The sequence below is a fragment of the Clostridium aceticum genome (assembly GCF_001042715.1).
Lineage (GTDB): Bacteria > Bacillota > Clostridia > Peptostreptococcales > Natronincolaceae > Andreesenella > Andreesenella acetica.
In genome coordinates, this window is the sequence record NZ_CP009687.1 from 978,959 (window position 1) to 1,004,714 (window position 25,756).

General features: G+C 35.3%; 26 protein-coding genes and 1 tRNA gene. 26 read left to right on the forward strand and 1 reads right to left on the reverse strand.

Features of this window, described 5'->3' with window-relative positions:
• The first annotated feature begins 77 nt into the window (after positions 1 to 77).
• The 7 genes from dapD to CACET_RS04480 all read left to right on the forward strand — a co-directional run bounded on the left by dapD (position 78) and on the right by CACET_RS04480 (position 6,197).
• Complete coding sequence (gene dapD / locus CACET_RS04450) at positions 78 to 791, forward strand: 2,3,4,5-tetrahydropyridine-2,6-dicarboxylate N-acetyltransferase (protein WP_044823445.1); 714 nt, start codon at positions 78 to 80, stop codon at positions 789 to 791.
• Between the two features lie 6 nt (positions 792 to 797).
• Positions 798 to 2,018, forward strand: coding sequence for an aspartate kinase (locus tag CACET_RS04455; protein WP_044823444.1), 1,221 nt, complete (start codon positions 798 to 800; stop codon positions 2,016 to 2,018).
• Positions 2,015 to 3,196, forward strand: coding sequence for an aspartate aminotransferase family protein (locus CACET_RS04460; protein ID WP_044823443.1), 1,182 nt, complete (start codon positions 2,015 to 2,017; stop codon positions 3,194 to 3,196). The genes CACET_RS04455 and CACET_RS04460 overlap by 4 nt, the downstream gene beginning before the upstream one ends.
• Positions 3,197 to 3,302: 106 nt before the next feature.
• A tRNA-Val gene (locus tag CACET_RS04465) sits at positions 3,303 to 3,379 on the forward strand.
• 340 nt (positions 3,380 to 3,719) lie between these two features.
• Complete coding sequence (locus CACET_RS04470) at positions 3,720 to 4,214, forward strand: transposase (RefSeq protein WP_201777345.1); 495 nt, start codon at positions 3,720 to 3,722, stop codon at positions 4,212 to 4,214.
• A gap of 245 nt (positions 4,215 to 4,459) precedes the next feature.
• Positions 4,460 to 4,834 carry a DUF134 domain-containing protein gene (locus CACET_RS04475; protein WP_044823441.1) on the forward strand — a complete coding sequence of 125 codons (375 nt, stop codon included), beginning with the start codon at positions 4,460 to 4,462 and terminating at the stop codon, positions 4,832 to 4,834.
• Positions 4,749 to 6,197 carry an aminotransferase-like domain-containing protein gene (locus tag CACET_RS04480; RefSeq protein ID WP_242846876.1) on the forward strand — a complete coding sequence of 483 codons (1,449 nt, stop codon included), beginning with the start codon at positions 4,749 to 4,751 and terminating at the stop codon, positions 6,195 to 6,197. Before CACET_RS04475 ends, CACET_RS04480 begins: the two co-directional genes overlap by 86 nt.
• Positions 6,198 to 6,375: 178 nt before the next feature.
• On the opposite strand, the gene cooS is transcribed toward CACET_RS04480, so the two are convergent.
• Positions 6,376 to 8,289, reverse strand: a complete 1,914-nt coding sequence (cooS, locus tag CACET_RS04485) for an anaerobic carbon-monoxide dehydrogenase catalytic subunit (RefSeq protein ID WP_044823439.1) — start codon at positions 8,287 to 8,289, stop codon at positions 6,376 to 6,378.
• 640 nt (positions 8,290 to 8,929) lie between these two features.
• Here cooS and CACET_RS04490 point away from each other — a divergent pair.
• From CACET_RS04490 to CACET_RS04580, 19 genes are all read left to right on the forward strand, one after another.
• Entirely contained in the window at positions 8,930 to 9,928 is a 999-nt protein-coding gene (locus tag CACET_RS04490; protein ID WP_044823438.1) for a methyl-accepting chemotaxis protein, read from the forward strand.
• A gap of 219 nt (positions 9,929 to 10,147) precedes the next feature.
• A complete protein-coding gene (locus CACET_RS04495; RefSeq protein WP_044823437.1) occupies positions 10,148 to 11,362 on the forward strand; it encodes a YecA family protein in 1,215 nt (404 codons plus the stop codon).
• A gap of 110 nt (positions 11,363 to 11,472) precedes the next feature.
• Positions 11,473 to 12,606, forward strand: coding sequence for an FIST signal transduction protein (locus tag CACET_RS04500; RefSeq protein WP_044823436.1), 1,134 nt, complete (start codon positions 11,473 to 11,475; stop codon positions 12,604 to 12,606).
• A 50-nt stretch (positions 12,607 to 12,656) separates the two neighbouring features.
• A complete protein-coding gene (locus CACET_RS04505) occupies positions 12,657 to 13,694 on the forward strand; it encodes a methyl-accepting chemotaxis protein (RefSeq protein WP_044823435.1) in 1,038 nt (345 codons plus the stop codon).
• Positions 13,695 to 13,891: 197 nt separating this feature from the next.
• A complete protein-coding gene (locus CACET_RS04510) occupies positions 13,892 to 14,371 on the forward strand; it encodes an HD domain-containing protein (RefSeq protein ID WP_044823434.1) in 480 nt (159 codons plus the stop codon).
• Positions 14,372 to 14,664: 293 nt separating this feature from the next.
• Positions 14,665 to 15,258: an anthranilate synthase component II gene (locus CACET_RS04515; protein ID WP_044823433.1), complete on the forward strand. Its 594-nt coding sequence runs from the start codon at positions 14,665 to 14,667 to the stop codon at positions 15,256 to 15,258.
• Between the two features lie 70 nt (positions 15,259 to 15,328).
• Positions 15,329 to 16,699: an aminodeoxychorismate synthase component I gene (gene pabB / locus CACET_RS04520; RefSeq protein WP_044823432.1), complete on the forward strand. Its 1,371-nt coding sequence runs from the start codon at positions 15,329 to 15,331 to the stop codon at positions 16,697 to 16,699.
• Between the two features lie 23 nt (positions 16,700 to 16,722).
• Complete coding sequence (locus CACET_RS04525) at positions 16,723 to 17,541, forward strand: aminotransferase class IV (protein WP_044823431.1); 819 nt, start codon at positions 16,723 to 16,725, stop codon at positions 17,539 to 17,541.
• A 20-nt stretch (positions 17,542 to 17,561) separates the two neighbouring features.
• Positions 17,562 to 18,128 (forward strand): GTP cyclohydrolase I FolE, encoded by a 567-nt coding sequence (gene folE / locus CACET_RS04530; RefSeq protein WP_044823430.1) that lies wholly within the window; start codon positions 17,562 to 17,564, stop codon positions 18,126 to 18,128.
• 80 nt (positions 18,129 to 18,208) lie between these two features.
• Positions 18,209 to 19,006, forward strand: coding sequence for a dihydropteroate synthase (folP, locus tag CACET_RS04535; RefSeq protein ID WP_044823511.1), 798 nt, complete (start codon positions 18,209 to 18,211; stop codon positions 19,004 to 19,006).
• Complete coding sequence (folB, locus tag CACET_RS04540; RefSeq protein ID WP_044823429.1) at positions 18,999 to 19,364, forward strand: dihydroneopterin aldolase; 366 nt, start codon at positions 18,999 to 19,001, stop codon at positions 19,362 to 19,364. The genes folP and folB overlap by 8 nt, the downstream gene beginning before the upstream one ends.
• Positions 19,357 to 19,842: a 2-amino-4-hydroxy-6-hydroxymethyldihydropteridine diphosphokinase gene (gene folK / locus CACET_RS04545; RefSeq protein WP_044823428.1), complete on the forward strand. Its 486-nt coding sequence runs from the start codon at positions 19,357 to 19,359 to the stop codon at positions 19,840 to 19,842. The genes folB and folK overlap by 8 nt, the downstream gene beginning before the upstream one ends.
• A complete protein-coding gene (gene aroF, locus CACET_RS04550; protein ID WP_044823427.1) occupies positions 19,832 to 20,608 on the forward strand; it encodes a 3-deoxy-7-phosphoheptulonate synthase in 777 nt (258 codons plus the stop codon). The genes folK and aroF overlap by 11 nt, the downstream gene beginning before the upstream one ends.
• Before the next feature lie 210 nt (positions 20,609 to 20,818).
• Positions 20,819 to 21,430: a DUF3298 and DUF4163 domain-containing protein gene (locus CACET_RS04555; protein WP_044823426.1), complete on the forward strand. Its 612-nt coding sequence runs from the start codon at positions 20,819 to 20,821 to the stop codon at positions 21,428 to 21,430.
• 340 nt (positions 21,431 to 21,770) lie between these two features.
• Entirely contained in the window at positions 21,771 to 22,880 is a 1,110-nt protein-coding gene (gene mnmA / locus CACET_RS04560) for a tRNA 2-thiouridine(34) synthase MnmA (protein ID WP_044823425.1), read from the forward strand.
• Between the two features lie 65 nt (positions 22,881 to 22,945).
• Positions 22,946 to 24,475, forward strand: a complete 1,530-nt coding sequence (locus CACET_RS04565; protein WP_044823424.1) for a bifunctional ADP-dependent NAD(P)H-hydrate dehydratase/NAD(P)H-hydrate epimerase — start codon at positions 22,946 to 22,948, stop codon at positions 24,473 to 24,475.
• A gap of 174 nt (positions 24,476 to 24,649) precedes the next feature.
• Positions 24,650 to 24,838 carry a spore coat associated protein CotJA gene (locus tag CACET_RS04570; RefSeq protein WP_044823423.1) on the forward strand — a complete coding sequence of 63 codons (189 nt, stop codon included), beginning with the start codon at positions 24,650 to 24,652 and terminating at the stop codon, positions 24,836 to 24,838.
• Complete coding sequence (locus CACET_RS04575; protein WP_044823422.1) at positions 24,838 to 25,092, forward strand: spore coat protein CotJB; 255 nt, start codon at positions 24,838 to 24,840, stop codon at positions 25,090 to 25,092. The genes CACET_RS04570 and CACET_RS04575 overlap by 1 nt, the downstream gene beginning before the upstream one ends.
• Before the next feature lie 25 nt (positions 25,093 to 25,117).
• Positions 25,118 to 25,693, forward strand: coding sequence for a manganese catalase family protein (locus tag CACET_RS04580; protein ID WP_044823421.1), 576 nt, complete (start codon positions 25,118 to 25,120; stop codon positions 25,691 to 25,693).
• Positions 25,694 to 25,756: the final 63 nt, after the last annotated feature.

Consider the following 25,756-nt stretch of genomic DNA (forward strand, 5'->3'; position numbering starts at 1 on the left):
AGAATATAATAAAACCTTATGATTTATGGAAACATAAGAAAAGGGTAATATAAAAAACTAGAGGAGGAAGATAGAAAATGGATGCAAGAGAAATTATACAATACATTAAAGACAGCGAGAAAAAAACACCGGTAAAGGTATACTTAAAGGGGCAGTTGAGCCAGATAGAATGGAGCAAGTGGCAGGTAAAGGACTTTATTCAAGGAGATAGCGGCGTAATCTTTGGGGAGTGGAAAAACATTGCTGAATTGTTAAAGGAAAATCAAGATAAAATAGCTGACTATGTACTAGAAAATGATAGAAGAAATTCAGGTGTTCCACTATTAGATATGAAGGATATCCCAGCAAGAATCGAGCCAGGGGTTATTATTCGTGAAAAAGTAGAAATTCATAAAAATGCTGTTATTATGATGGGTGCTGTCATCAATATAGGTGCGATTATTGGTGAAGGTACCATGATTGATATGAATGTGGTAGTAGGCGGCAGAGGAACAATTGGTAAAAATTGTCACATTGGAGCGGGAGCAGTGGTGGCTGGTGTAATCGAACCACCTTCAGCGACACCTGTTATCATTGAAGATGATGTAGTTGTAGGAGCAAACGCAGTTATTTTAGAAGGTGTAAAGGTAGGTAAGGGTTCAGTTGTGGCAGCAGGAGCTGTTGTAACATCAGACGTGCCTGAAAATGTAGTAGTGGCAGGAACACCAGCTAAAGTTATTAAAGAAATTGACGATAAAACAAAGTCAAAAACAGAAATCGTACAAGAACTTCGAGATTTGATGGGGGCGTAATAAAAAATGGAGATTGTGGTACAAAAATACGGAGGCTCATCTTTAGCTACGACAGAAAAAATAAAAGAAGTAGCTGATAAAGTCATTAAGAAAAAAGAAGAAGGATACCACGTCGTAGTAATTGTTTCTGCTATGGGTAAAACCACGGATGAGTTGATCTCCTTAGCCAAGGGGATCACAGATCATCCAGTACCACGAGAAATGGACATGCTATTAACTACGGGAGAGCAAATGTCTATAGCACTGCTATCTATGGCCCTAAATGCAAAAGGATACTCAGCAGTATCCTTTACAGGGTCACAGCTTAATATTCAAACTACCGCGATTCATCAAAAGGCTCGTATCAAGGATATTGAAACCTCTAAGTTAATAAAAGCCTTAGAAGAAAATAAAATTGTAGTGGTGGCAGGATTTCAAGGAGTTACAGAAGAAAACGAGTATACAACATTAGGACGTGGGGGTAGTGACACTTCAGCTGTAGCCTTAGCTGCTAAGCTAAAGGGTTCCTGCGAGATTTATACAGATGTAGACGGAATCTATACAATGGACCCACGAAAGCTAAAAAGAGCGAAAAAAATAGAAAAGATCAACTACGAAGAGATGATGGAGATGGCTAGCTTAGGTGCTGGTGTTATGCATTATCGTGCCGTGGAATTGGGTCATAAATATAAGATTCCAATCTATGTCGCATCTACCTTTTCTGAAGAAAGAGGAACGATTATAACAAATGGAGGAGATACTTCAATGGAGGAAACCTTAATTACTGGGATGGCTTCAAATGTAGATGACATACAGGTCACGCTGCTAAACATACCTTCCTCTACTGCCAGTTTATATAGATTATTTGGAGAGTTAGCAGAGGAAGAAGTAAATGTGGATATGATTTCACAAATGCTTACAGAAGACAAGAAAATGAACGTCAGCTTTACAATTCCTAAAACAGATCTTCATATTGCAGAAGAAATTGTAGAGAAATGGCGGGAAGAAGATCAGACAATCCAGTGGGAGGTTAATACTGATATTGCTAAGATCTCCGTAGTAGGACTAGGGATGCGTTCTCATTCTGGCGTAGCTGGGAAAGTGTTTGAATTGATGGCAAAAAATAATATTGAAATTAAAATGGTGACAACCTCTGAAATAAAAATAACTTGGGTAGTTGATCAAAAAGATGAATTAAGAGCCGTTGAAGTAATCGGCAGCGGGTTTGGATTGGAGATGGCAGAATGAAAAAAGATTGGATAACACTGGATCAAAAATATGTTCTTCCCACCTACGGTAGAATGTCTATCGTTGTAAAGAAGGGGGAGGGTATGTACATTACAGATGAAGAGGATCATACCTATCTAGACCTATTCTCTGGCTTAGCAGTAAATGTACTAGGACATTGCCATCCTCTACTTTTAGAAGAATTAAAGAATCAAAGTAATCAATTTGGACATATTTCAAACTTTTTTTATAACAAACCGGCTATAGAGCTGGCAGAAAAATTAGTAGAGGCAACTTTTCCTGGGAAAATTTATTTTGCTAACTCTGGTGCTGAAAGCACAGAAGCAGCAATAAAATATATTCATAAATATGGACAAGAAAACAATCGACAAGGAATTGTTGTATTCAAAAACAGTTTTCACGGAAGAACCCTAGGTGCATTGAAACTAACTAGAATGGAAAAGGTACAACAAGACTTTCCTACTCCTGGTTTCCCTGTACATGAGTTTGAGAAGGAAGACCTACAGCAATTAGAAGAAGTTTTCAAAAAACATCAACCAGCCGCCTTATTATTTGAACCTGTATTTGGTTCAGGAGGGCTACAGGTAATTTCTGTAGAGTTTATTGAAGGTGCTAGAGCTTTATGCGATCAATACAATGTTTTACTATGTATGGACGAAATTCAAACTGGTATGGGAAGAACAGGAGAACTCTTCGCTTACCAATATTCCAATGTTACTCCCGATGTATTGTTATTTGCAAAAGGTGTTGGAGGAGGACTACCTCTTGGAGGAATTTTGGTGGCAGAAAAGCTTGCCCACTACTTCAAAGAAGGAGATCATGGCACTACCTTTGCACCTAGTCCCATCGCTTCAGCTTTAGGTAAGAAAACAATGGAGATTTTACAGGAGGGAATCCTCGCTCAGTCTAAAGAAGTAGGAAACTACTTAAAAACTGAGCTAGAGAGGTTAAAGGATCAGTATCCAGAAATCATAGGAGAGATCCGTGGAAAAGGATTAATGCTGGGAGCTGTTATCTTAAAAAACCATGAAATTCTTAAAGGAAAATTTATAGAAAAAAATATCTTAGTGAATATGACCAATGTAAATATACTAAGACTGCTTCCATCTTTAATTATTGAAAAACAACATGTAGATACTTTTATTGAAAGTTTTGAAGAAATTATTAAAGAATGGTAAGAATATAGTTAAAGGGGCCAGTAGGTCCCTTTAACTTAAAATTATAGAAAAACAATAAAAAATACTTGATATTTATATATAATCTATGTTATACTTAAATAAGTATGGGGGATTAGCTCAGCTGGTTAGAGTGCTTGCTTGACATGCAAGAGGTCGGTGGTTCGAGTCCACTATTTCCCACCAAACTTCTAAAAAAGACAACCTGAAATTATTTTAGGTTGTCTTTTTTATTTTTTTATCTGTGATAAAGTAAAAAAACTACTATTCATTGTACACATGAAAGATAACAACAAAAGTGAGTTAGTGTTTGGGAAACTTCCGAAAAATTCCTCGTTAGAAAAATGAAATTCCATATCTGAAAGTATGAAGCTTTAAAGTCCATTCTGATGAGTCTAATTATATAAAATAGTGATTTAAGGCTCATTACAACAGCTAATTATGAAAATCTTTTGACTTTTTCGGAGGTTTCTCTGGCATGATTCTTTACATAATAACCTCAGTGATGTAATGCTATAATGCAGAAATGGGTGATTATATGGTAGCAACACAGAAAAGAAAGAAGATAAGGCTGAAAGACTATAAGTATAGCGAAAATGGAGTGTACTTTATTACTATATGTACTAAGAATAGACAAAATCTATTATGGGATGTAGGGGCGACCTGTGGTCGCCTTAATATAGAACCACCATTATCTGATCTTGGTAAAATTATTGATGGGGAGATACATAAAATTGATTCCATATATGAAAATGCTGAAATTAACAAATATGTAATTATGCCGAACCATATACATATGATTATTATATTAAATGAGGGGATTAGGCGACCACAGGTCGCCCCTACAATATCACGAATTTTGCAACAGTTTAAAGGTTCTATTACAAAACAAGTTGGATGTTCAATATGGCAAAAATCATTTTATGACCATATTATTAGAAATGAACTGGATTACCAAAAAATATGGCAGTACATCGATACGAATCCAGTAAAATGGAAAGATGATCAATACTATATATGACAGCTTATCTTTTCTATGGGAAATAAAATAGACAAAAAAGAATGACTATATACGTAATATAGCCATTCTTTTTTTATTTTCTAAAATATCAACACTTACCATTAACAAAGCCAAAAAATTAAGAAAGAAACACATAAAAATCTTCCAAATATTCCAACAAAATATTGACATATGTCACAAATAAAGTATAATAAAAGTTAAAAGTGACATATGTCAAAAACTAATTGGAAAGAGGTGAAAAAATTATGCCTAGACCACGAAAATGGAGGAAAGTCTGTTGTTTGCCGGAGAGTGATCGATTTGGGCCGCTTGATGCTGTGAATAATGAGGAACATTTTGTTGTCATGACTATTGATGAGTATGAAACCATAAGACTGATTGACTTAAAAGGCTTCACGCAAGAAGAGTGTGCAGGTAAAATGAATATTGCACGGACAACTGTTCAGGGGATTTATAATGATGCTAGAAAAAAACTTGCAGAGTCACTAGTGAATGGTAAGGTGCTGAGGATTGAGGGGGGAGAGTATAAGCTTTGTGAAGGTATGGAAAAATCCTGTACATGTGGTGGATGCCGAGGACTTAGATGTGGCGAAGCCTTTGCGGAGGACGGTTTTGAGTAAATATAGTTTGATTATAGACTATATAAGAAACTTATCGGAAGAAGAAAAAATAAAAACTGGACAAAAACTCCCTTCTGTAAGATTGCTTGCAGATAAATTTCAATGTAGCACTTTAACAGCAGTTAGAGCCTATAAAGAGCTAGAGCAAGAACATTTTATATACTCTGTTCCTAAAAGCGGCTATTACTTGGTGTCGAAGCATGAAAAAAAAGAAGATCTAAGTAAATCTTCCATATACTTTTCTACAGTACTTCCAGATATACGTGTATTTTCTTATGATGAAATTCACCATTGTCTAAATCAAGTGATGGAAAGAGATAGGATGCAGTTATTCTCTTATGGAGAAATTCGAGGGTTGTCTTCTTTAATCGAAACCCTTATGAGGCATCTCCAAGACTATCAAATTTTTTGTAAATCTAATCAAATTGTAGTTACCTCAGGAGTACAGCAAGCTGTAAATATATTAGCTAATCTTCAATTTCCCAATGGAAAAAATACTATTCTAATGGAAAATCCTACATACGATAGAATGATTAAAAATTTGCAGTTATATTCAGCTAGAACCATAGGGATTAATAGAGATTTTAATGGGATTGATTTGGGTGCGTTAGAAAAAATTTTTCGAGAAGAAGATATCAAGTGCTTCTATATGGTACCCAGATTTCATGATCCAACCGGCGGTACTTATTCAATGGATCAAAAAAAAGAAATCTTAAGGTTAGCACAGAAGTACGATGTCTATATTTTAGAGGATGATTACTTTCCGGATTTGGATACCAATACCCGCAATGATCCCATCTATTCACTAGATAATACAAATAGGGTAATTTATCTAAAAACCTTCTCAAAAATCTTATTACCTGATCTAAGAATTGCAGCAGTAGTCTTACCGGAGATACTAATACCACAATTTTTAAAATATAAACAGTGTACGGATATTCGTACCTCCGTACTCCGCCAGGGGGCTTTAGATCTTTATATAAGTAATGGCATGTTTAAACGCTCAGTAACACGCTTAAGAAATATCTATAAAGATCGCATGGATTATTTAAAGGATATTTGTAGTAGTTTTGATAGTGAAATTTTAGACGTAAATATTCCAGATACTGGTTTTTTTCTTTCGATGCGATCTTCCAAGCCTATAGATTATGACATAATGCTATCTAAATTTAAAAAAGATGATATTATTATTAAAGATATTCGAGAAAGTTATTTACAAAAAAATCAAGCAGTAGATTTATTAAAAATTAGTATTTGTAAGACAGACAATAGTCAAATTAAAGAGGGCATTTTAAAAATATATAATTACTTCCTAAATCAAAGAACACTTCCAGCTAAAAGAAGCAAAGACTACGTTACCTAACTAAATAGTGGGGGAGATAACTTAGTGAAGTATTGGATAAAAGCAAACCTAGCTAATTAAATCTAGTAATATTTACATTTAAACGCTAGGTTTGTTTTTTTTATCCGAATTTTTGGTTAGGGTATAAGACCCTATGTACTTTCCGATGCTTCAATTGGCTGGAAGGAATTCACTGAGTTTATGCCTCTGCTTCTGCAAGTGATAATCCTAAAGCTTCACGCTTTTCTTCTATTCTTTCAATCATCTGCTGTGCTGCCTTATATGGATCAGGCTCAATATAAAATCTAGCTCCTACCACAGCCTCTGCTTTATTGGTCAACAGATCAACTACCGCGGCACTACCAGTTACAGGGGGAGCTACACCAAGCCAGGTATCGATACCGGATGTGACGACATAGGTTCCAATGGAAACCGCTTTTTCTGACATCCATTCTGGTGCTGCACCAACTACTGGCAAGGCACTCATATCTACATCTAACATTTCAGCTAGTTCAGCTACTAACATAAGTATACGACTGATATCAACACAAGAACCCATATGAAGTACCGGTGGTATATCTACAAGTTCACATACTGTTGCAAGGCCTTTTCCAGCAAACTTTCTGGCTTCCTTACTCATCAACCCTGCTTTTGCTGCTGCCTGTGCGGCACAACCTGTAGTTACAACAATAACATCATTTTTGATTAACTCCTTCATCAGTTCTATATGTCCGTAGTCATGTTTTACTTTAGGATTATTACATCCAACAACCCCTGCTGCTCCTCTTAATACACCAGCCTTAATAACATCTGCCAGTGGTTTTAAGGTTCCCATTGGGTCAATATGAGAATTCACTACTTTATCTAGCTGACTCTTTATAGATTCAACACTATATCCAACTATCGCTGGAGATTTTGTCTTAGGAATAAATACTTTTTCTTTGTCTCTATTTTTAAAGTTGAGAATAGCTTCTTTAACGATTTGTTTAGCAGATGCCAAAGCCTTTTCTTCTTCAAATTCTATATGGGTTGCACCTGAAATTTTGGCCTTTGGAGATGTGGTAATAAATTTAGTGTGATAGCACTTTGTAAGTGGTGAAAGAGCTGGAAATATACATTGAACATCCACGATGACAGCTTCTACTGCTCCTGTAATTACAGCAAGTTCTTGTTGAGCAAAATTTCCTGCTATCTTTACACCATGTCTCATAGTAACTTCATTAGCTGTACAGCACATACCAGATAAATTTATGCCTTTTGCTCCTACTTCTTTTGCCAGCTGTAATAGCTCTGGGTCTTCTACCGCTAAAACGATCATTTCAGATAAGGAAGGCTCATGTCCATGTACAATGATGTTTACCTGATCTTCTTCTAAAACCCCTAGATTTGCCTCTGTTTCTCTAGGCACAGGAGATCCAAACAATATGTCGCTAAACTCTGTACCGATCATAGAGCCTCCCCAGCCATCAGCAAGGGAAGCCCTCATTCCCTTATGTACTAAATCCTTTGCATCAGCACAACACCCTATATGGGTAGAGTGCATAATGGTTACGATTTCTTTATCTATAGCACCGGGTTTTAGTTTATTCTCATCCCAGACCTGCTTTCTTTGTTCAGGAACCCTTTCTAGAAGTCGTAAAGATCCAAAAGGTTTTCCAAATTCATTTAGTGCAACTTCGGCTACTTCATGGGCTATGTCATAAATATCTCTGTTTTCTGTCGCTACTTCCCATTCTTTAGCTAAGCTTAAAAGCTTTTTCTCATCCGCTATTTTATAATTACCGTCTCTCTTTGCCATATGTAAAACATGTGCTATATCTCTTCCGTGGTCAGAGTGGGTAGCTAGTCCACCGGCGATCATTCTGACTAAGTTTCTAGCAACAATAACATCTGCTGTGGCACCACAAATACCTTTTTGTGCCCCTTTACCTGCCGTAGGACTTATTCTACAAGGTCCCATGGCACATATTCTGCAACAAAGACCTTCTTCCCCAAACCCGCAAGGCGTTTTCATGATTTTTTTTCTATCCCATAGCGTTTCGATTCCTTCTTTTTCTGCCTTTATCACCAGCGCTTCTGTCGTAGGATCGATTGAAAAGTTTTTTTCTTCCATAGCAAATATCCCCCTTCAGCATTTGAAATGTAAATATCCCCTGATAAAATGATAGAATCCTATTCCACATAGAATATGCAGAATGATTGTTGCTTCTAGTATAATTATAAATGAAGCTTGTAATCAAGAATAAAAAAACTCATGTGTATTAATACAGATAAACTACAGTATTCAGGGTTGTGTACTCAGAATATTCTGTTGCATTAAAAGGAACTAAAGGGAGAGTTGGTTAGTATAATTATCAATAAAAATAAATAAAAATACAGAATTGACTCGCTATCTAAATAAAAATCAGTGTTTATACGAATCATGAGAGGAGAAAAATATGAGGACACTCTCTAAAAGGAGAGGTTGGTATTTGATTACTTATAAAGGAAGTGTATATCAAAGATTGTCGAATAAAAGACTTTTAATTTACAGAATTTAGTGATAAAATAAAGTTTAATAATTATAACCCTACTATAGATGTGCCTTTAAAGCTAAATTTTAATATACACGGTCTACGGTTTTGCCCAAAAACCATGGGCTGCAAATGTAACCCTTAGTATATTAAAAATTAAGTATAGGGGTACACATCTATAAAAGATATATATTTATTTAAAGTACTTATGAGGTTTGGGAAAATAAGGAGGGAAAACTATTGTTAGATCAAAAAAATGTTTCGTTTCTTTTAAGTGAATTAAAAGAAGCGAATAAAAATATGGCAAATGTTGTGAAAAGCATTGAACAAATCACATCACAGACAAAATTGTTGTCTCTAAATTCCGCTATTGAAGCTGCTAGAGCAGGGGAAGGGGGAAGAGGATTTTCAGTAGTAGCCCAAGAGATACAAAAACTTGCTGATAGAAGTTCGGAAGCCAATAAGAAGAGCAATATGCTGATAGGCAATATCCAGGAGAAGGCCAATGAGGTTATTGCTGTAAGGACAGCGGATTTAGCTTTTGATATTATAGATAAAATAGATAGAAACTTATTCGAAAGGAACTGTGATGTACAAGCTTGGGCAACCTTTCATTTTATTAAAAATGCATTGATAGAGAAGAGTAATGAAAATACTGAGGGTGCTATCAATTTAATCAACCGTATTCTTGATATTTATGAGGTTTATTATGATTTGTTTTTAGTAGACATCAATGGTGATATGGTTGCTACTGGCAGAGATAAAAGCCTAATAGGCACCAATAAAGCTCATACTGAATGGTTCAAAAATACAATAGAAAAAAATGATGTGTATGTAACAGATATGTACTATTCACAAGATGTAAAAGGATATACAATTTCTTATTCTTGTCCTGTAAGAGATGGAAATGGTAAAATCTTAGGGGTGTTTTCTACACGGTTTGACTGGAAGTTTATCTATGATATTATAGATAATGCAAAGATTAGTGAAAAGGGAAATATTTATGTGATCAATAAAGAAGGTGTTGTGATTGCTTCTAATGACAGAACACGGATATTAAAGGAGAATCTAAATCATTTTAAAGCGGTACAGGCAGTATTAAAGGGAGATGAATATGGGTATACCTTGGAGAAAGACAAAAGTGGCAGGATGCAGCTGATTGGTTATGCTCATACGAAGGGATATAATGCCTATAAGGGAAAACAGTGGTCAGTAATAGTGAATGAGCCAATGGAATAAAAATTATATTTTGAGTTCAGGGAAAAACATCTATCTAAGTAGAAAGGATAGATGTTTTTCTTCTAGGAAATAGATTCACTCCCTTACAATTTATAGAAACCATGTGCTATAATAATATTTAGATAAATACATAATTTTAATTCAATTTATGCTAGAAACTTCAAGAAGTACCATGGCAAAACTTAGAGAAAAAGGCAGAGTATTAAAGGAGTGGAAACTTTGAGGGAGAAAACGGGAGAAAAAATAGAGACAGTATTATTACAAGCGATGGATGATATGAAGAGGGATATGGAAAAACGACAAATAAAAAGAGAAAGCACTTTGTGGAGAAAGATAAATTTTCCATATACTTTCAAAGAGATGTTAATGTCTCTTACAAAGAATGAATTAACAGAAATTAGACAAAACTTGAAAATTCAGGGGGTAAGTGGCTTTAAAAAACAGCCATTAGTAGAAGTATTGAATGAAAAAATGTTTGAAGATTTTCCCATGGTTTTATGGAATTTAGATCGTGGGAGGTTTGAGTTAGTAAAAAAAGTTGTAGCTAATAATGGTGCTCTTTATAATACTTATTTAAGAAAACATCAAGTAGAGTATTACCGCAGTAGAGGGTTAGTATTTTCGGGAACAATAGAAGACAAAAAGGTATTAACAACGCCAAAAGAATTTGAGGAAGCGCTAAGAAGTATCGAAAATAATCAAGAGGTCCTTGATAAGTTAGAACGTAATGAAAAATGGATTCGTTTAACCTATGGCCTTTTATATTATTATGGTGTTTTAGACATACACATATTAATTCCTATGTTAGAGGAGTTAGCAAACTGTTCCATTATTGTACCAGAATATTTAGAGGTAATAGAAGACTCAATAGACTATTATAGACAAATCATAAGGGTTGATGGGGGATATTGCCACAAAAAAGTTTCTGATGTTGAAAAGCTTAAGGAAGAACAGAGACAAAGAACAGATTTAAACTACTATCCTTTTTCCTATGATGAAATATATGAAGCGGGGGGGATTGGATTTGTTGATAGGAATGATGCTTATGAGAGAATGATGAAACTCATTAAGGATCATTATAATATCATGCCTAATGAAGCTGGTAGTTTAGTGGAAGAGTGTATATATGCTATTCGAACTGGAGAATCCATTAACAACATAGCACAGTTTATTCAGCGACATTTGGAAGTACCTAATTTTGAAACAATGAAAAGGTTTACAGAAGAAATTATTTATCTTAATAACAATACAAGGCAGTGGATGATTAAAGGCTATACCCCTGAAGAGTTAGCTCAAAGAGAAAAGCCACATCTTATGCCTACGAGTTCTGCAGGTAATGGCGAAGTGTTTAATATCAAGACAAAAAAGAAAATTGGAAGAAACGATCCATGCCCTTGTGGAAGTGGAAAAAAGTACAAAAAATGTTGTGGATAGATAATACGGTATTATATCATAAAGGAGAAGACAAGATAAGTGGGTTGTCTGATGAATATAACTCTGCAAAGAAGTTACAAATTCTAAAATTATGCTAGGGGGGAAGGAAGATGTTGCAAGTTCGACAGGGATATAGTAATAATCCAGATATGGCCAGTGCTATTGAAGAAGTCATTCACCAGATTCAACAGCAGCAAGTTAAATTTGTTATATTTTTTTCAAGTATGAAGTATGATTTTCAGCAGGTTTCAAAGGAAATAAATGCAGCTTTTGAAGCTGCAGAAGTGATTGGAAGTACTTCTGCAGGTGAGATAGGAAAACAGGGTTTTTCTAATGAATCTCTTGTTGCTATGAGTATTTCATCTAGTGATTGGTATGCCTCCACAGCGGTTATTGAAAATATTCATTCAAAGCCTATGTTGTACAGAAAAAATGTTATACAAGCCTTCGAAAAAACTGGATTAAATCGAAGTGATCTTAACTTGTCTAAAAAAGCCTTTGGAATTTTACTAGTGGATGGTCTCCAGGCAGCAGAAGAAATGGTCTTATCTGTAATTCACTCTATTTTTGAAACAGATCAATTTCCTCTAGTTGGAGGAAGTGCAGGGGATGATCTAAAGTTTACCGAGACCTATGTAAGTGCTAATGGAAAAGTATACCATAATGCTGCTGTACTCACTTTTGTAAAAACAAGTCATCCCTTCTGTACTTATCGAGAAAATATCTTTGAACCTACGGAACATGCCTTGCTTATTACGAAGGCAGATATTCGAGGAAGAATTGTTTATGAGATGGATGGAATGCCTGCAGCAGAGGCTTATGCCTCAAAATTAGGTATCCCGACAGCAAGTCTAGCAGAGCAAATGGCACGTTATCCTATTGGGCGTATGTATGCTAAAAAAATCTGGATATCTACTCCCTTCAAAATATTAGAAAAGGGTGCTATTCAGTTTTATAGCCAAATTTTCCCTAACACCATGGTCACTATATTAAAACCTATAGATCCTGTTTTGGCGGCTGCTCAAACAGTAAAAAACATAAAAGACCAATTGCCAGAGGTGAAGGGCGTTATTGGATTTAACTGTATTGTAAGACTCCTTCAATTTGAAAAGGAGAAGGCCTGTGAAAAAGTTTATAAGGAACTATCTCATTTGGGAGAAGTGGTAGGGTTTACTACTTATGGAGAGCAATATGGGAAGGTGCATATTAACCAAACCCTTACTATGCTTGCATTTGGAGAATAGTATACGCCGCATAAATACTGAAGTTTGTATATTTAAGGGGGGCCAATCTTGTGAAATGGAAATTTTTTAATAAAGCAGCTAAAGAAAATCTAGAAGGCGATCATGCCAAAACTGTAGTAGTTCAGGAAGGCCTAGAAGACCAGGAGAATCAAGAACACCAGCAGGAACTATTAGAGGTTGTTGTGGATGTCACTAAGCTTATTCGAAAAACAATTGAAAAAACCAGTGAGACCAATGGTTTTATTGCTCAAAAAAATAATATCATGGTGCAAAATGTTATACAAGAAAGTGCAGCGCTTCAGCAAGCGGATGCTAATGTAAGCGAAGTAGTAGCCCATATAGAAAATATATCCCATGTTACTGGGGAAGTAGCCAAAACAACCAATGAGGCCTTTAATTTAGCAACCCAAGGCAATGATATTGTAGCTTCTCTAGGGGAACAAATGCAGGTGATTGATACCACCTTTAAACAATTTCTTGGAATTATAGATCTATTAAAAAGCAACTCAAAAGAAATTGAAGGTTTTACCAATACCATACAAACAATTTCATCACAGACAAACTTACTTTCCTTAAATGCTTCTATTGAAGCAGCACGTGCAGGTGAACATGGCAGAGGTTTTGCAGTGGTAGCAAATGAAGTAAAAAAGCTTTCTGAAGAAACGGTACAAGCCTCCAGTGAAATCAATCAAAAAATACAAACTATGACGAAAACCATGGAGGAGACTTATAGTAAGATTGAAAAAAGTGTAGAAGAAATATCTAAGGGGATGGAAATAACCAACCTTACAGAAAACATTTTCGATGGTATGTTGAAGTTTCAGACTCAAATAAAGGACAAAATGAATGAAATTTGGAGCACCACAGAAACAAACTCTAATAAGATCGCTATGATTGCTGAAATATGGCATCAAATATCCAAACATGCTATGGAGAATGCAGGCAGCATGGAGGAGTTAGCTGATAAAAATGAAGAACAAACGGTTCATTTTATAGATTTATTATCTTTTGTTTATCAAATGGAGGATATTTTAGGAGATTTAAAAAAGGAAATAGTTCAGGATATCAAGAAAAACAATAACAACTAAAAATAACTGTGATAAAAAAAGCTCATTTTTAGGGAGTCCCTATATCCCTAAAAGACAAATAGAGATAAAGTCAGTCTCCAATACAACGGGACTGACTTTTAAAAATTTATTACATGGTTATAAATATGTGGTTAATAAAAAAACAGATGAAGTAAACAATGTACTTATGTAATGAATCGGATGTAGGAGGAGAAAATATGAAGAGAGTAAATGAAATTTTAAACCACCCTCAATACAATGTGTATCTACAAAAAAATATGGAGGCTGAAAAAGATCGTATCTTTTGCCGCCATAACCTACAACATTTTCTAGATGTGGCAAGGGTAGGTTACATTATTGCTCTTGAGAAAAATCTTAAGGTATCAAAGGAAATCATTTATACAGCGGCTTTGTTACATGATATTGGTCGATGGAAACAATATGCTGATGGAACAGATCATGCCCTTGTTAGTGCAGAATTATCAAAGGCTATATTAAGGGATTGTAATTATTCTGACAATGAGACGCATCTGATACTAACGGCTATAGAAAAGCATAGGAAAGGAAAAAAGCTGGTATCAGACCTGGACTTTCTTCTATATGAAGGAGATAAAAGATCTCGACCCTGTGTAGAATGTAAAACAATTGAAGGATGTAATCGATTTGAAGAGAATGAAAAGCCAGAAATTCAGTATTAATTAGGGCATATGGAAAGGAAAACCTGAGGTGGAAAAAATAAATTGTTAAAAATTTATCTTTTGTTTTCTGCGTATTTAGACATGTATATCCAAGTCTTTGCAAGAGATGTAGGCGGTTGTTGCTGTGAAAAAAGTCTAACAAACATGCTTTTTTCGACGATATTCACAGAATTTCGTTTGACGATAAAGCTTGAAAACGTGTATAATTTAGTTGTAAAAAAGATTATAAAATTTTGCTTTTATTAATTGGAACTATCACTAGATAGTATCTAAAAATTTAAGGGGTGAAGGGCTTGATATTAATGATTGACAACTATGACTCATTTACCTATAATTTGACACAATATTTATCCAGTTTAAAAGAAGAAGTTGTAGTATATCGTAACGATTGCATTACAATAGAAGACATAGAAAAACTAAATCCAGACATTATTGTACTATCTCCTGGACCATGTACTCCCAATGAGGCAGGCATATGCATAGAGGTAGTCAACAGATTTAAAGGAGAGATCCCTATACTAGGAATATGCCTAGGACATCAAACTATAGGACAAGTATTTGGTGGTAATGTTATAAAGGCTATAGAGCCTGTTCATGGTAAAGTGCATCCCATCTATCACACCGACGAAGGGGTGTTTAAAGGATTAAATAATCCTTTAAATGTCACTAGGTATCATTCGTTAGTAGTAGATCGAGAATCTTTGCCAGAGTGTTTTGAAATTACTGCGGAAACCTCTGAAGGAGAGATTATGGGGATAAGGCATAAACATTATAGGATTGAAGGTGTGCAGTTTCACCCTGAAGCAATCTTAACAGAAATGGGTATGGAACTTTTAAATAATTTTTTAGTGACAGCAAAGCAACAAGAATTGGTTTCAGCAAGCTAAAAAAATCCCACCTGAGTTCTAGGTGGGGATATACTTTAGAAGAAAAATCACAATAAGAGCGGGTGAAAAAATGTACGTAAAAGAAATAAATACTGCACTAGATAGTTTTCAGTTATACACAATTTTTAAGGAGGAACCCTATAGTTTTTTCCTAGATAGTGGTATGGCGGATGGAAAGCTAGGAAAATATTCTTTTATTGGGTTTAATCCTCTTATGGTATTTAAGAGCAAAAACAAAGAAATCACAATAGTAGAAAATAACATGAAAGAAACTTTTTATGGTAATCCCTTCGAAACATTAAAAGAAGTATATACAAAATATAAAATGGATTATAAAAGTGAATTTCCTTTTGTAGGAGGGTTTGTAGGATATTTATCTTATGATTTATGTCATCACATTGAAAATCTACCGAGAACTGCCATTGATGACGTGAAAATTCCTGACTGCTACTTTGGTTTATATGATGGTATTATTATTGTTGACCACAATACGAATCGTACGTATCTAGCAGCTTTAGGGATAAATGAAGATGAGGAAAATATTGTTAACAAACTATCAAAAATAATATATGAAGAAGAGACAAAAGGTGTTAAAATAAATATAAGTAATAAGAGCCAATCAGTAGAATTTAAATCTAATTTTACAAAGGAGACATACGTTAACGCTGTTAATAAAATAAGAGATTATATTAGGGCAGGGGATATATATCAAGCAAACTTAACGCAACGTTTTGAATGTGATATAGACCAACCTCCCTATGAGTTATATGGAAAGCTTAGAAGTATTAATCCAGCTCCTTTTGCAAGTTTAATTGATTTTGGAGAAGGACATATTGTAAGCAGTTCACCAGAACGATTTATACAGATCAAAGATAATGTGATCGAAACACGACCCATCAAAGGTACTAGACCTAGAGGAAGAACACCTGAGGAAGACATAGCCAATAGAGAAGATTTACTAAACAGCGAAAAAGATAAGGCAGAGTTGTTGATGATTGTAGACTTAGAAAGAAATGACCTGGGCAGAGTAGCAAAAACTGGTACCGTCAAGGTAACTGAGTTGTTTGTATTAGAAGAGTATGCAACAGTGTATCATTTGGTTTCTACAATACAGGCAGAAATGAAGGAAAATTGTGATGTTATCGATTGCATTACAGCTACTTTTCCTGGCGGATCTATCACTGGTGCTCCAAAGATTCGTGCTATGGAAATTATTGATGAACTAGAGCCTACTCAAAGAAATATCTATACGGGTTCTATTGGTTATATAGGTCTAAATGGGGATATAGATTTAAATATTGTTATCAGAACAATTATATGTAAAGATGGCAAAGCTTATTTTCAGGCAGGTGGAGGTCTGGTATGGGACTCAGACCCTCAGCTGGAATATGAGGAAACGCTACACAAGTCTAGAGCGATGATGGAGGCTCTAAATAGTTAAAGATAGGAATTAAGGTGAAAAAAATGTATATTTCCGTAAATGGACACTTACTTTCAAAGGAAAAAGCTGGGATATCACCTTTAGGAGAGGGACTTTCCTATGGCTATGGTGTCTTTGAAACGATAAAATTTCATGGTGATAACCTATATTTTTTCAAGGAGCATATAGAGCGGTTAAAAGATGGTTGTGACAAAATAAGTTTGCAATTTAACCTGGAGATAGATTTATTAAAGAAACAATGCTATGCGTTGATACAAAGAAATCATTTAACCACAGGTGTACTAAAAATTTCCTGTATAAAAAATGCAGAAAAAAAAGAAGTTATTTTATCTACAAGAGAAAATAAATATACCAGTGAAGACTATAAAAAAGGTTTTAAGCTATGTTTTACTAATATAAAAAGAAATCCTTACTCTATTTTAACTTACATTAAGTCTAACAACTATATGGAAAATTTTTTAGTAAGACAACAGGCATTAAGCAATCAGTACGATGAAGTGGTTTTTACCAATGTACATGGAGAAATCTGTGAAGGCACTTTATCTAATATCTTTTTTGTTAAGGATGGTATATTGCATACACCATCTATAGACTGTGGTATTTTACCAGGAATTATGAGACAAAAAATTATTGATGTTGCAGTGGATGCGAAGCTGTCAGTTGCTGTTGGAAAGTATACGAAAGAAGATATAATGATGGCAGAAGAGATCTTTATTACGAATTCTCTTTTAGAAATTATGCCGATATGTCAAATACAAGATAAAGAAATAGATTTGCAGAAAAATCATATTACTCAGAAGTTGATCGAATATTATAACCAGTATATAGATACATTAGACTAAAAAAAGGAAGAGGGAGAAAAATGGATAAACCAAAAATAGAACGTGCCATAAGAGACATACTAGAAGCGATAGGAGAAGATCCTGATAGAGAAGGATTAATAGATACACCAAAACGTATTGCTAGAATGTATGAAGAGATATTTATGGGGTTAGAGGCTGACCCTAAAGAACATTTAGACATCTATTTTCAAGATGAAAAACATGAGGAGCTGGTTTTAGTAAAGGATATATCTTTTTATTCTTCATGCGAACACCATTTGGTACCTTTTTACGGAAAAGCCCATGTAGGGTATATTCCTAAAGATGGTAAACTAACAGGCTTAAGCAAACTAGCTAGGGTAGTGGATACTATAGCGAGAAGACCTCAACTTCAGGAAAGACTGACTTCTATGATTGCTGATACGATTGTTGAAAAGTTACAGCCTCAAGGAGTAATCGTTGTAGTAGAAGCAGAGCATATGTGCATGACCATGAGGGGCGTAAAAAAACCTGGAGCCAAAACCCTAACCTCTGTAGTAAGAGGTGTTTTTCAAAAAGATGCAAAAGCAAGAGCAGAAGCCATGGCATTAATTGACTTTGGTAGGTAAATTGGAGGTTGTTTCAGATGCAAAATATTCAATACTATCCAAATAGAAAAATAGAATTAAATTGTGGACAGTACACATTGATGTTGGGGTCTAAGACCTATGTCATGGGCATTTTAAATGTAACACCAGATTCTTTTTCAGATGGTGGAAATTATCTGAATGTTGAGAAGGCTATAATACATGCACAAAAAATGGTGCTTGAGGGTGCGGATATTATAGATATAGGGGGAGAGTCTACTAGACCAGGAGCTGGTGAGGTTTCTGCTGATGTAGAACTTAGCAGGCTCCTTCCAGTACTAGAAAGGCTGGTAAAGGAAGTGAAGGTTCCTATATCTGTAGATACCTATAAGGCGGAGGTAGCAGAAAAAGTGCTACAGGCGGGTGCGCATATCATCAATGATGTATGGGGTTTACAGAGAGACTTGGATATGGCAGGTGTTATTGCAAAATACGACGTTCCTGTTATTGTTATGCATAATCAATCAGGAACAAAATATGACAAAGATATTATGGAGTCTATCAGTGACTTCTTTAAAAAATCTATTAACATGGCTTTGGAAGCTGGAGTAAAAAAAGAAAAGATTATTCTAGACCCAGGAATAGGGTTTGGAAAAAACCCTGAGCAAAACATGGAAATCATGGCTAGATTAGGAGAGTTTAATGCACTAGGTCATTCTATTCTATTAGGTACTTCAAGAAAATCTATGATAGGGAAAATTTTAGATTTGCCTCCAGAGCAAAGAGTAGAAGGAACATTAGCTACATCTGTCATGGGTATTGTACAAGGTGTTGATATTATTCGTGTACATGATATTGTAGAAAATGTAAGAACGGTTAAGGTCACTGATGCGATCGTGAGGTTAAAACAACATGGATAAAATACTTTTAAAAAACTTAGGATTTTATGGTTATCACGGAGTATTGCCAGAGGAGAATGTTCTAGGACAAAAGTTTTTTTTAGACATTGAGTTGTATGTTGATTTAAAAACGGCAGGAAGCAGTGATGATGTTGAAGATACTGTTAATTATGCCGAAGTGTATAATATAGCAAAAGATATTGTAGAAAATAAAAAGTTTCAATTAATAGAAGCCTTGGGAGAAAATATAGCCAATGCTGTTTTGAGCCAATTCCCTGTGGTAAAGGAGATTTTAATTACTATACGAAAACCAGAAGCACCTGTCAGGGGAATCTATGATTATTTTGGTATAGAAATAAGGAGAAAGTCAAATGGCTAAAGGGTATTTAGGTTTGGGAAGCAATATGGGGGATAAAAAAGAATATTTAGATCAAGCGGTGGAGCAAATCAATCAACACCCATCCATTACTGTCACAAAGGTATCCTCTTACTATGAAACAGATCCTGTAGGATATACGGATCAAGATGTGTTTTTAAATGTAGTTGTAGAGATTGATACAGACCTACCTCCCTATGAGTTGTTGTCCTACTGCAATGAGATTGAAGAAATACTACAACGAAAAAGGCTTATAAGGTGGGGTCCAAGAACTATAGATGTAGATGTTCTACTCTATGAAGACTATACTTCTAATGATGAAAAGTTAACTGTACCTCATCCTCGTATGTGGGAAAGGGCTTTTGTAATGATTCCTCTCTATGAAATTGCAAAAGATATTACCAACAATGGCGAGCATATAGAGGAAATAATAAAAAACCTTTGTAAAGAAGGAATTAGGAAGGTTGACTATGGCGGATAAAAAAATTTTAACCGGTGAAAAGAGAACAGTACAGGTTGGAAAGATAAAATTTGGTGAAGATCATCCTCCGGTATATATAGCAGGACCTTGTGCTGTGGAATCAAAGCAGCAGATCATGGAAACTGCCGCTGCGTTAAAGGAAATAGGTGTAGATGTTTTAAGAGGAGGAGTTTTTAAGCCTCGCACTAGTCCCTATGCTTTTCAAGGTCTAGGCAGAGAAGGGTTAGAGTATTTAAAAGAGGCGGCAGAGGTTGTTGGTTTGCCCATCATAACAGAACTAATGGATGAAAGTCATATGGAGGTTGTATCGGAGTACGCTGATATCATCCAGGTAGGATCAAGAAATATGTTTAACTACTCTTTATTAAAATCATTAGGTAATGTCAATAAACCAATCTTTTTAAAAAGAGGTATGTGTGCTACGATAAATGAATGGATAATGGCGGCTGAGTACATTGCTGCCCATGGTAATCAAGACATTATTTTGTGTGAGAGAGGCATCCGAGGTTTTGATAATTATACTAGAAATACACTAGACTTAGCTGCTGTACCTATTATGCAAAAAGAGACAGGTCTGCCGGTGGTTGTAGACCCTAGTCATGCTACAGGTATTAGAGAGTTGATAGCACCCATGTCAAAGGCTGCTTTAGCCTGTGGGGCTAATGGTTTAATGATAGAGGTTCACCCTAACCCTTCTTGTGCTTTAAGCGATGGGCCGCAGTCATTGAACTTCCAAGAGTATCAACAATTACGACAAAGTTTATAACTTGCTTCTATAAAAGTCATATATATAAATATATGGCTTTTATTTTATACCAATAAGAAATTATAAATTTGTTATATCAATGATGGTATCACGACAAAAAAGTCTCATCTAAATCTTTTCGTAACACTCTTCTTGTAATTGAATACTATACTAAATATAGAGAACTTTCGGGGAATCGGGGATAAAAATATTAAAGAGGTGATTCGTTGAATGATTCAAGAAGAGAGCAGAGGGAAAATAGTCACAAGAAAGTTAATAAGACATAGGGTGAGCTTAACTTATCCTGAGGTAATAGACTTAGAAGATAAAGAAGTGGAGAAAACAATTAATGACTTTATCCAAGAAGAAATATACAAAATGATTATAGAGCAGGGGTATGAGGAAGATTATACAAAAGAGTTTTGGGGAGAATATAAAGTAAAGCTTAAGGAAGCTAATATCTTAAGTATGTTAGTATACATTAATTCTTATTCGAAAGGAGCAGCCCATGGATTAACTGCAGTGAAGGCAATTAATGTGGACCTAAGCACTGGGAAAGTCTATGATCTACAGGACTTGTTTATAAAGAACAGTGATTATATCGAAAAAATTAATGAAGTGATAAAGGAAGAAATTATTGAAAAGAATATACCACTTTTAGTTGAATTTGAAACAATCGATAAAAAACAAGATTTTTATTTAACTAAGGATCATCTAACTATATTTTTTCAACTATATGAGTATACTCCCTATGCCTACGGTATACCAGAGTTTGAAATCCCCTACACCGTTTTGGCATCTACTATTGAGGAGAGCAATCCTATGAAGGCTTTTATTCAGTGAAGCTATTTATAGATAACCAATTTTATATCTTAACAAAATAAGACCTCCTGCGGTTTGAGAAATGAACACTGTAGTCATTTCCTGCAAATGCATCCAGAATGAATTTTCTTAAGCTTGTAGTTGGTTATCTATAAATAAATTATTGCTTATATGACACATAAAAAATATCTGTACAACTTAAGTAAAATAATTTCACATTGGACAGGGAGACAGAAAAATTGTCTCCCTGTCATACATTTTTGAAAAATCATTATAGAGTATACAATGAATAGAGGATAGATACAATAATGAATATAGAGAGATTGAAATTTTATTTATCATATAAAAGGCAGGTATTGTTATGGATAAACCGAAAAAGGAAACACAGGTAATCGTTGGGATGTCTGGGGGAGTAGACTCCTCCGTGGCAGCTTTGTTGCTTAAGGAAGAGGGATATCATGTCATCGGAATATTTATGAAAAATTGGGAGGAAACTGATGAGTTTGGATACTGTACAGCATCAGAAGATTACGAAGATGTAAGACGAGTATGTGATTATATAGGTATTCCTTATTACACTGTAAATTTTGAAAAAGAATATTGGGATAAAGTATTTGCTTATTTTTTAGAAGAGTATAAAAAAGGACGAACACCTAATCCTGATGTGATGTGCAATAAGGAAATAAAATTCAAAGAATTTCTTCAACATGCTATCAAACTTGGCGGTGATTTCCTTGCAACAGGACATTATGCACAAATCGATTATAGGGAGGGAGAATATAGACTTTTAAGGGGGAAGGATGAAAACAAAGATCAAACCTACTTTTTAAACACATTAGGTCAATATCAGCTTTCTAAAGCAATGTTTCCTATAGGAAAATTGACAAAGGAAGAAGTAAGGAGCATTGCAGAGAAAAAAGGATTGCCTACAGCTAAAAAGAAGGATAGTACAGGAATTTGTTTTATCGGTGAAAGAAACTTCAAAGAGTTTTTAAGCAGATATTTACCAGCCCAACCAGGAGAAATAAGAAGTCTATCTGGTGAAATAAAGGGTCGGCATGATGGTCTTATGTATTATACCCTTGGACAAAGAAAAGGCCTAGGCATAGGGGGAAGTGGCTCAGGAGAGCCATGGTTTGTGGCTGAGAAGGATTTGAAAAATAATATATTGTATGTTGTTCAGGGGGAAGAGCATCCTGCTTTATATACCTATGGATTATTGGCAAGTGACCTACACTGGGTAAGCGAAAAAGAAAAGCCTAAAACGATAGAATGCACTGCAAAATTTCGCTATAGACAACAGGATCAAAGAGTTGTAGTAAATATTACAGGAGAGGGTAGCTGCAAAGTAACTTTTAAAGAACCTCAAAAAGCTGTAACGCCAGGGCAAGCAGTTGTTTTCTATGATGATGAGGTTTGTTTAGGAGGGGCAACTATTGATAAAACCTTTAAAAAACATGAGTTGGTCTAAGGATTGTTTTGTCTTATACAGTAGACTTTGGTAAAATAATACATATAGCAAAGGGGGGGGATATTATGCAAATACTAAAAAATGAGGAAATGAGAAAGTTAGATGAACTGGCTATACATACTTATAAAATCCCAGGAATTATTTTGATGGAAAATGCCGGTATTTCTGTAGTAGAGGAAATAGAAAAGTGCTTAATAGCAAAGGAGAATAAAAAAATAGCTATTATTTGTGGCGTAGGAAATAATGGCGGCGATGGGTTCGTTATAGCAAGACACTTTCTTAATAAAGGTATTGAAGTTACCACATATATTGTAGGGGATTTTTCTAATATCAAAGGAGATGCTAAAATCAATTTCGACATATTAGAAAAAATAAAGGCCCCTATTGTGAAGTTGATGGACAGTAAGGATATCGAAGAATTTGAAAAAGATTTATCTCAGCACAGTATACTGATAGATGCACTGTTAGGAACTGGTTTACAAAGAACTGTAGAGGGAATCATGAAGGAAGTAATTATAAAGATGAATCTCAGTGGAAAAGAAATCATAGCCGTAGATATTCCCTCTGGTGTAAATGGCAATGATGGGAAGGTACAGGGTATAGCAGTAAAGGCAACGAAAACCGTAACTTTCCAACTTCCTAAGATAGGCAATATACTTTTTCCAGGAAGTTACTATGGTGGAGAATTATCAATAAAAAATATTGGCATTCCTAAAAAAGCAGTAGATTCTATGCAATCTAAAGTCCACCTGATCACTGAAAATATGGTTCAATCCATCCTGCCTAAAAGATATGCCGATACCCATAAGGGAAGCTATGGAAGGGCTTTTATCATAGCTGGATCTATTGGTATGTCCGGAGCAGCAATTTTAGCTTCAAAAACTGCCTTAAAATGCGGCACAGGACTGCTGAGGACTGCGGTTCCTAATAGCCTTATTCCTATACTGGAAAATCAATTAATCGAAGGAATAACCCTTCCCTTAGAAGAAATGTTAGAAAAGGGTATACTGGATTACATAAAAGAAGAAAATGTTATAGCGATAGGGCCTGGTTGTGGCAGAAGTCAGCAATTTGAAGAGATATTACATACTGTAGTAAGAAATGCAACAGTCCCCTTGGTGATCGATGCAGATGGACTAAATATGCTGGCAAATAATATAAGCTTGCTGAAGGACTTAAAGGTACCTTGCATTATAACCCCTCATCCGGGGGAAATGTCTAGGCTAACAGGATTATCTATTCAAGAAGTGAATGACCATAGATTGGATATTGCAAGAAATTTCTCAGAAAAGTGGGGTGTGATCACTTTATTAAAAGGAGCAAGAACCGTCATAGCGAATCCTCAAGGAGAAGTTTTTATCAATAGAACAGGAAATCCCGGTATGGCTACTGCCGGCAGTGGAGACGTTCTCACGGGGATGATTACAGGACTTCTTTCTCAAGGTGTAGAACCACTAAAGGCTACTATGGCGGCAGCATATCTTCATGGCACAGCAGGGGATAGGGCAGCAATAAGATTAGGAGAGTATAGCATGATGGCAGGTGATATTATATACGAAATACCAACAGTGATACAGGAAATTATGAAAAAATAGCATAAAACCAGCTTAGAAGCGGAGGAAAATCCTCTGCTTTTCTTTTTCTCTAAATATAAATATATGTCTAAAGAAAATAATTTATTACAATAAAAACACCAAAATGCCGTAAGTGGAATAGTATAGTATTACAGGAAAATTTCTGTATTATCTTAAAGAAGGAGGAAATATCTTATGATGCATACACCTTACCCTGGCATATACCCTATCCCCTTTATGCCTATGTATGTAATGTTAGCCCATGCTTATGTACCTTATCAAACCTATATGAACGCTTATCCTTTAACAGAAGCTTTAATGAAGGGTACACTTTTCCCAGAACTATATCAACCTTATGTTAAACGTTGGGAGGGTAAAAAGTAATGAAAGAAAGAATGATTTTGATGCGAAAAATTCAGGACGTAGAGTTTGCTTTAACTGAATTGCAGTTATATTTGGATACGCATCCCTTTGACCAAAAGGCTTTAATGGATTTCAACTGTTATAGCCAACAGTTATTGATGCTAAAACAACAATATGAAATGTCCTACGGACCTCTACTACAATATGGATTTTCACCTAGTCCCTATCCATGGAAGTGGCTAGATAGTCCGTGGCCGTGGGAAGAAGAATTTTAACTTGGAAGTATAAGGAGGAAAGTATATGTGGATTTATGAAAAAAAATTGCAATATCCAGTTAAAGTAACCTGTGGACCTAACCCTAAGTTAGCACAATACTTATTAACACAGTATGGTGGTCCTGATGGGGAACTATCAGCGGCTTTAAGATATTTAAATCAAAGATATACAATTCCCACCAATGAGGCAAAGGGATTATTAACGGATATAGGTACCGAAGAATTGGCTCACGTTGAAATAATTACTACTTTGATCTATCAGCTAACAAAAGATGCAACTGTTGAGGATATGAAGGCTGTAGATATGGGTTCTTTCTACGCCATACGTGATGGTGCACTATTCTATTCGGATTCCAATGGTGTGCCTTGGACAGCAACCTATATTCAAGCTCATGCAGACCCTATCACAGACCTACATGAAGATATGGCAGCTGAGCAAAAAGCTCGTGCTGTATATGAGCATTTATTAGATCTTACTGATGATCCTGGGGTAAAAGATGCCTTGAGATTTTTGAGAGAAAGAGAAGTTGTACATTATCAAAGATTTGGGGAAGCATTGAGAATTGTGCAAGAATATATGCAGACAAAAAAAATTTTTTAAAGCCAATGTAAAATAAGGGTGCCGAAGGATGTGGTGCCCTTATTTTGTAATCAAAGGAAAAAA

What these genes read in the sequence shown, in the direction of transcription:
- dapD (WP_044823445.1), top strand. Translation starts at nt 78, where the DNA reads ATGGATGCAAGAGAAATTATACAATACATTAAAGACAGCGAGAAAAAA.
- CACET_RS04455 (WP_044823444.1), top strand. Translation starts at nt 798, where the DNA reads ATGGAGATTGTGGTACAAAAATACGGAGGCTCATCTTTAGCTACGACA.
- CACET_RS04460 (WP_044823443.1), top strand. Translation starts at nt 2,015, where the DNA reads ATGAAAAAAGATTGGATAACACTGGATCAAAAATATGTTCTTCCCACC.
- CACET_RS04470 (WP_201777345.1), top strand. Translation starts at nt 3,720, where the DNA reads ATGGGTGATTATATGGTAGCAACACAGAAAAGAAAGAAGATAAGGCTG.
- CACET_RS04475 (WP_044823441.1), top strand. Translation starts at nt 4,460, where the DNA reads ATGCCTAGACCACGAAAATGGAGGAAAGTCTGTTGTTTGCCGGAGAGT.
- cooS (WP_044823439.1), bottom strand. Translation starts at nt 8,289, where the DNA reads ATGGAAGAAAAAAACTTTTCAATCGATCCTACGACAGAAGCGCTGGTG.
- CACET_RS04500 (WP_044823436.1), top strand. Translation starts at nt 11,473, where the DNA reads ATGTTGCAAGTTCGACAGGGATATAGTAATAATCCAGATATGGCCAGT.
- CACET_RS04510 (WP_044823434.1), top strand. Translation starts at nt 13,892, where the DNA reads ATGAAGAGAGTAAATGAAATTTTAAACCACCCTCAATACAATGTGTAT.
- pabB (WP_044823432.1), top strand. Translation starts at nt 15,329, where the DNA reads ATGTACGTAAAAGAAATAAATACTGCACTAGATAGTTTTCAGTTATAC.
- CACET_RS04525 (WP_044823431.1), top strand. Translation starts at nt 16,723, where the DNA reads ATGTATATTTCCGTAAATGGACACTTACTTTCAAAGGAAAAAGCTGGG.
- folE (WP_044823430.1), top strand. Translation starts at nt 17,562, where the DNA reads ATGGATAAACCAAAAATAGAACGTGCCATAAGAGACATACTAGAAGCG.
- folP (WP_044823511.1), top strand. Translation starts at nt 18,209, where the DNA reads ATGTTGGGGTCTAAGACCTATGTCATGGGCATTTTAAATGTAACACCA.
- folB (WP_044823429.1), top strand. Translation starts at nt 18,999, where the DNA reads ATGGATAAAATACTTTTAAAAAACTTAGGATTTTATGGTTATCACGGA.
- folK (WP_044823428.1), top strand. Translation starts at nt 19,357, where the DNA reads ATGGCTAAAGGGTATTTAGGTTTGGGAAGCAATATGGGGGATAAAAAA.
- aroF (WP_044823427.1), top strand. Translation starts at nt 19,832, where the DNA reads ATGGCGGATAAAAAAATTTTAACCGGTGAAAAGAGAACAGTACAGGTT.
- CACET_RS04555 (WP_044823426.1), top strand. Translation starts at nt 20,819, where the DNA reads ATGATTCAAGAAGAGAGCAGAGGGAAAATAGTCACAAGAAAGTTAATA.
- mnmA (WP_044823425.1), top strand. Translation starts at nt 21,771, where the DNA reads ATGGATAAACCGAAAAAGGAAACACAGGTAATCGTTGGGATGTCTGGG.
- CACET_RS04565 (WP_044823424.1), top strand. Translation starts at nt 22,946, where the DNA reads ATGCAAATACTAAAAAATGAGGAAATGAGAAAGTTAGATGAACTGGCT.
- CACET_RS04570 (WP_044823423.1), top strand. Translation starts at nt 24,650, where the DNA reads ATGATGCATACACCTTACCCTGGCATATACCCTATCCCCTTTATGCCT.
- CACET_RS04575 (WP_044823422.1), top strand. Translation starts at nt 24,838, where the DNA reads ATGAAAGAAAGAATGATTTTGATGCGAAAAATTCAGGACGTAGAGTTT.
- CACET_RS04580 (WP_044823421.1), top strand. Translation starts at nt 25,118, where the DNA reads ATGTGGATTTATGAAAAAAAATTGCAATATCCAGTTAAAGTAACCTGT.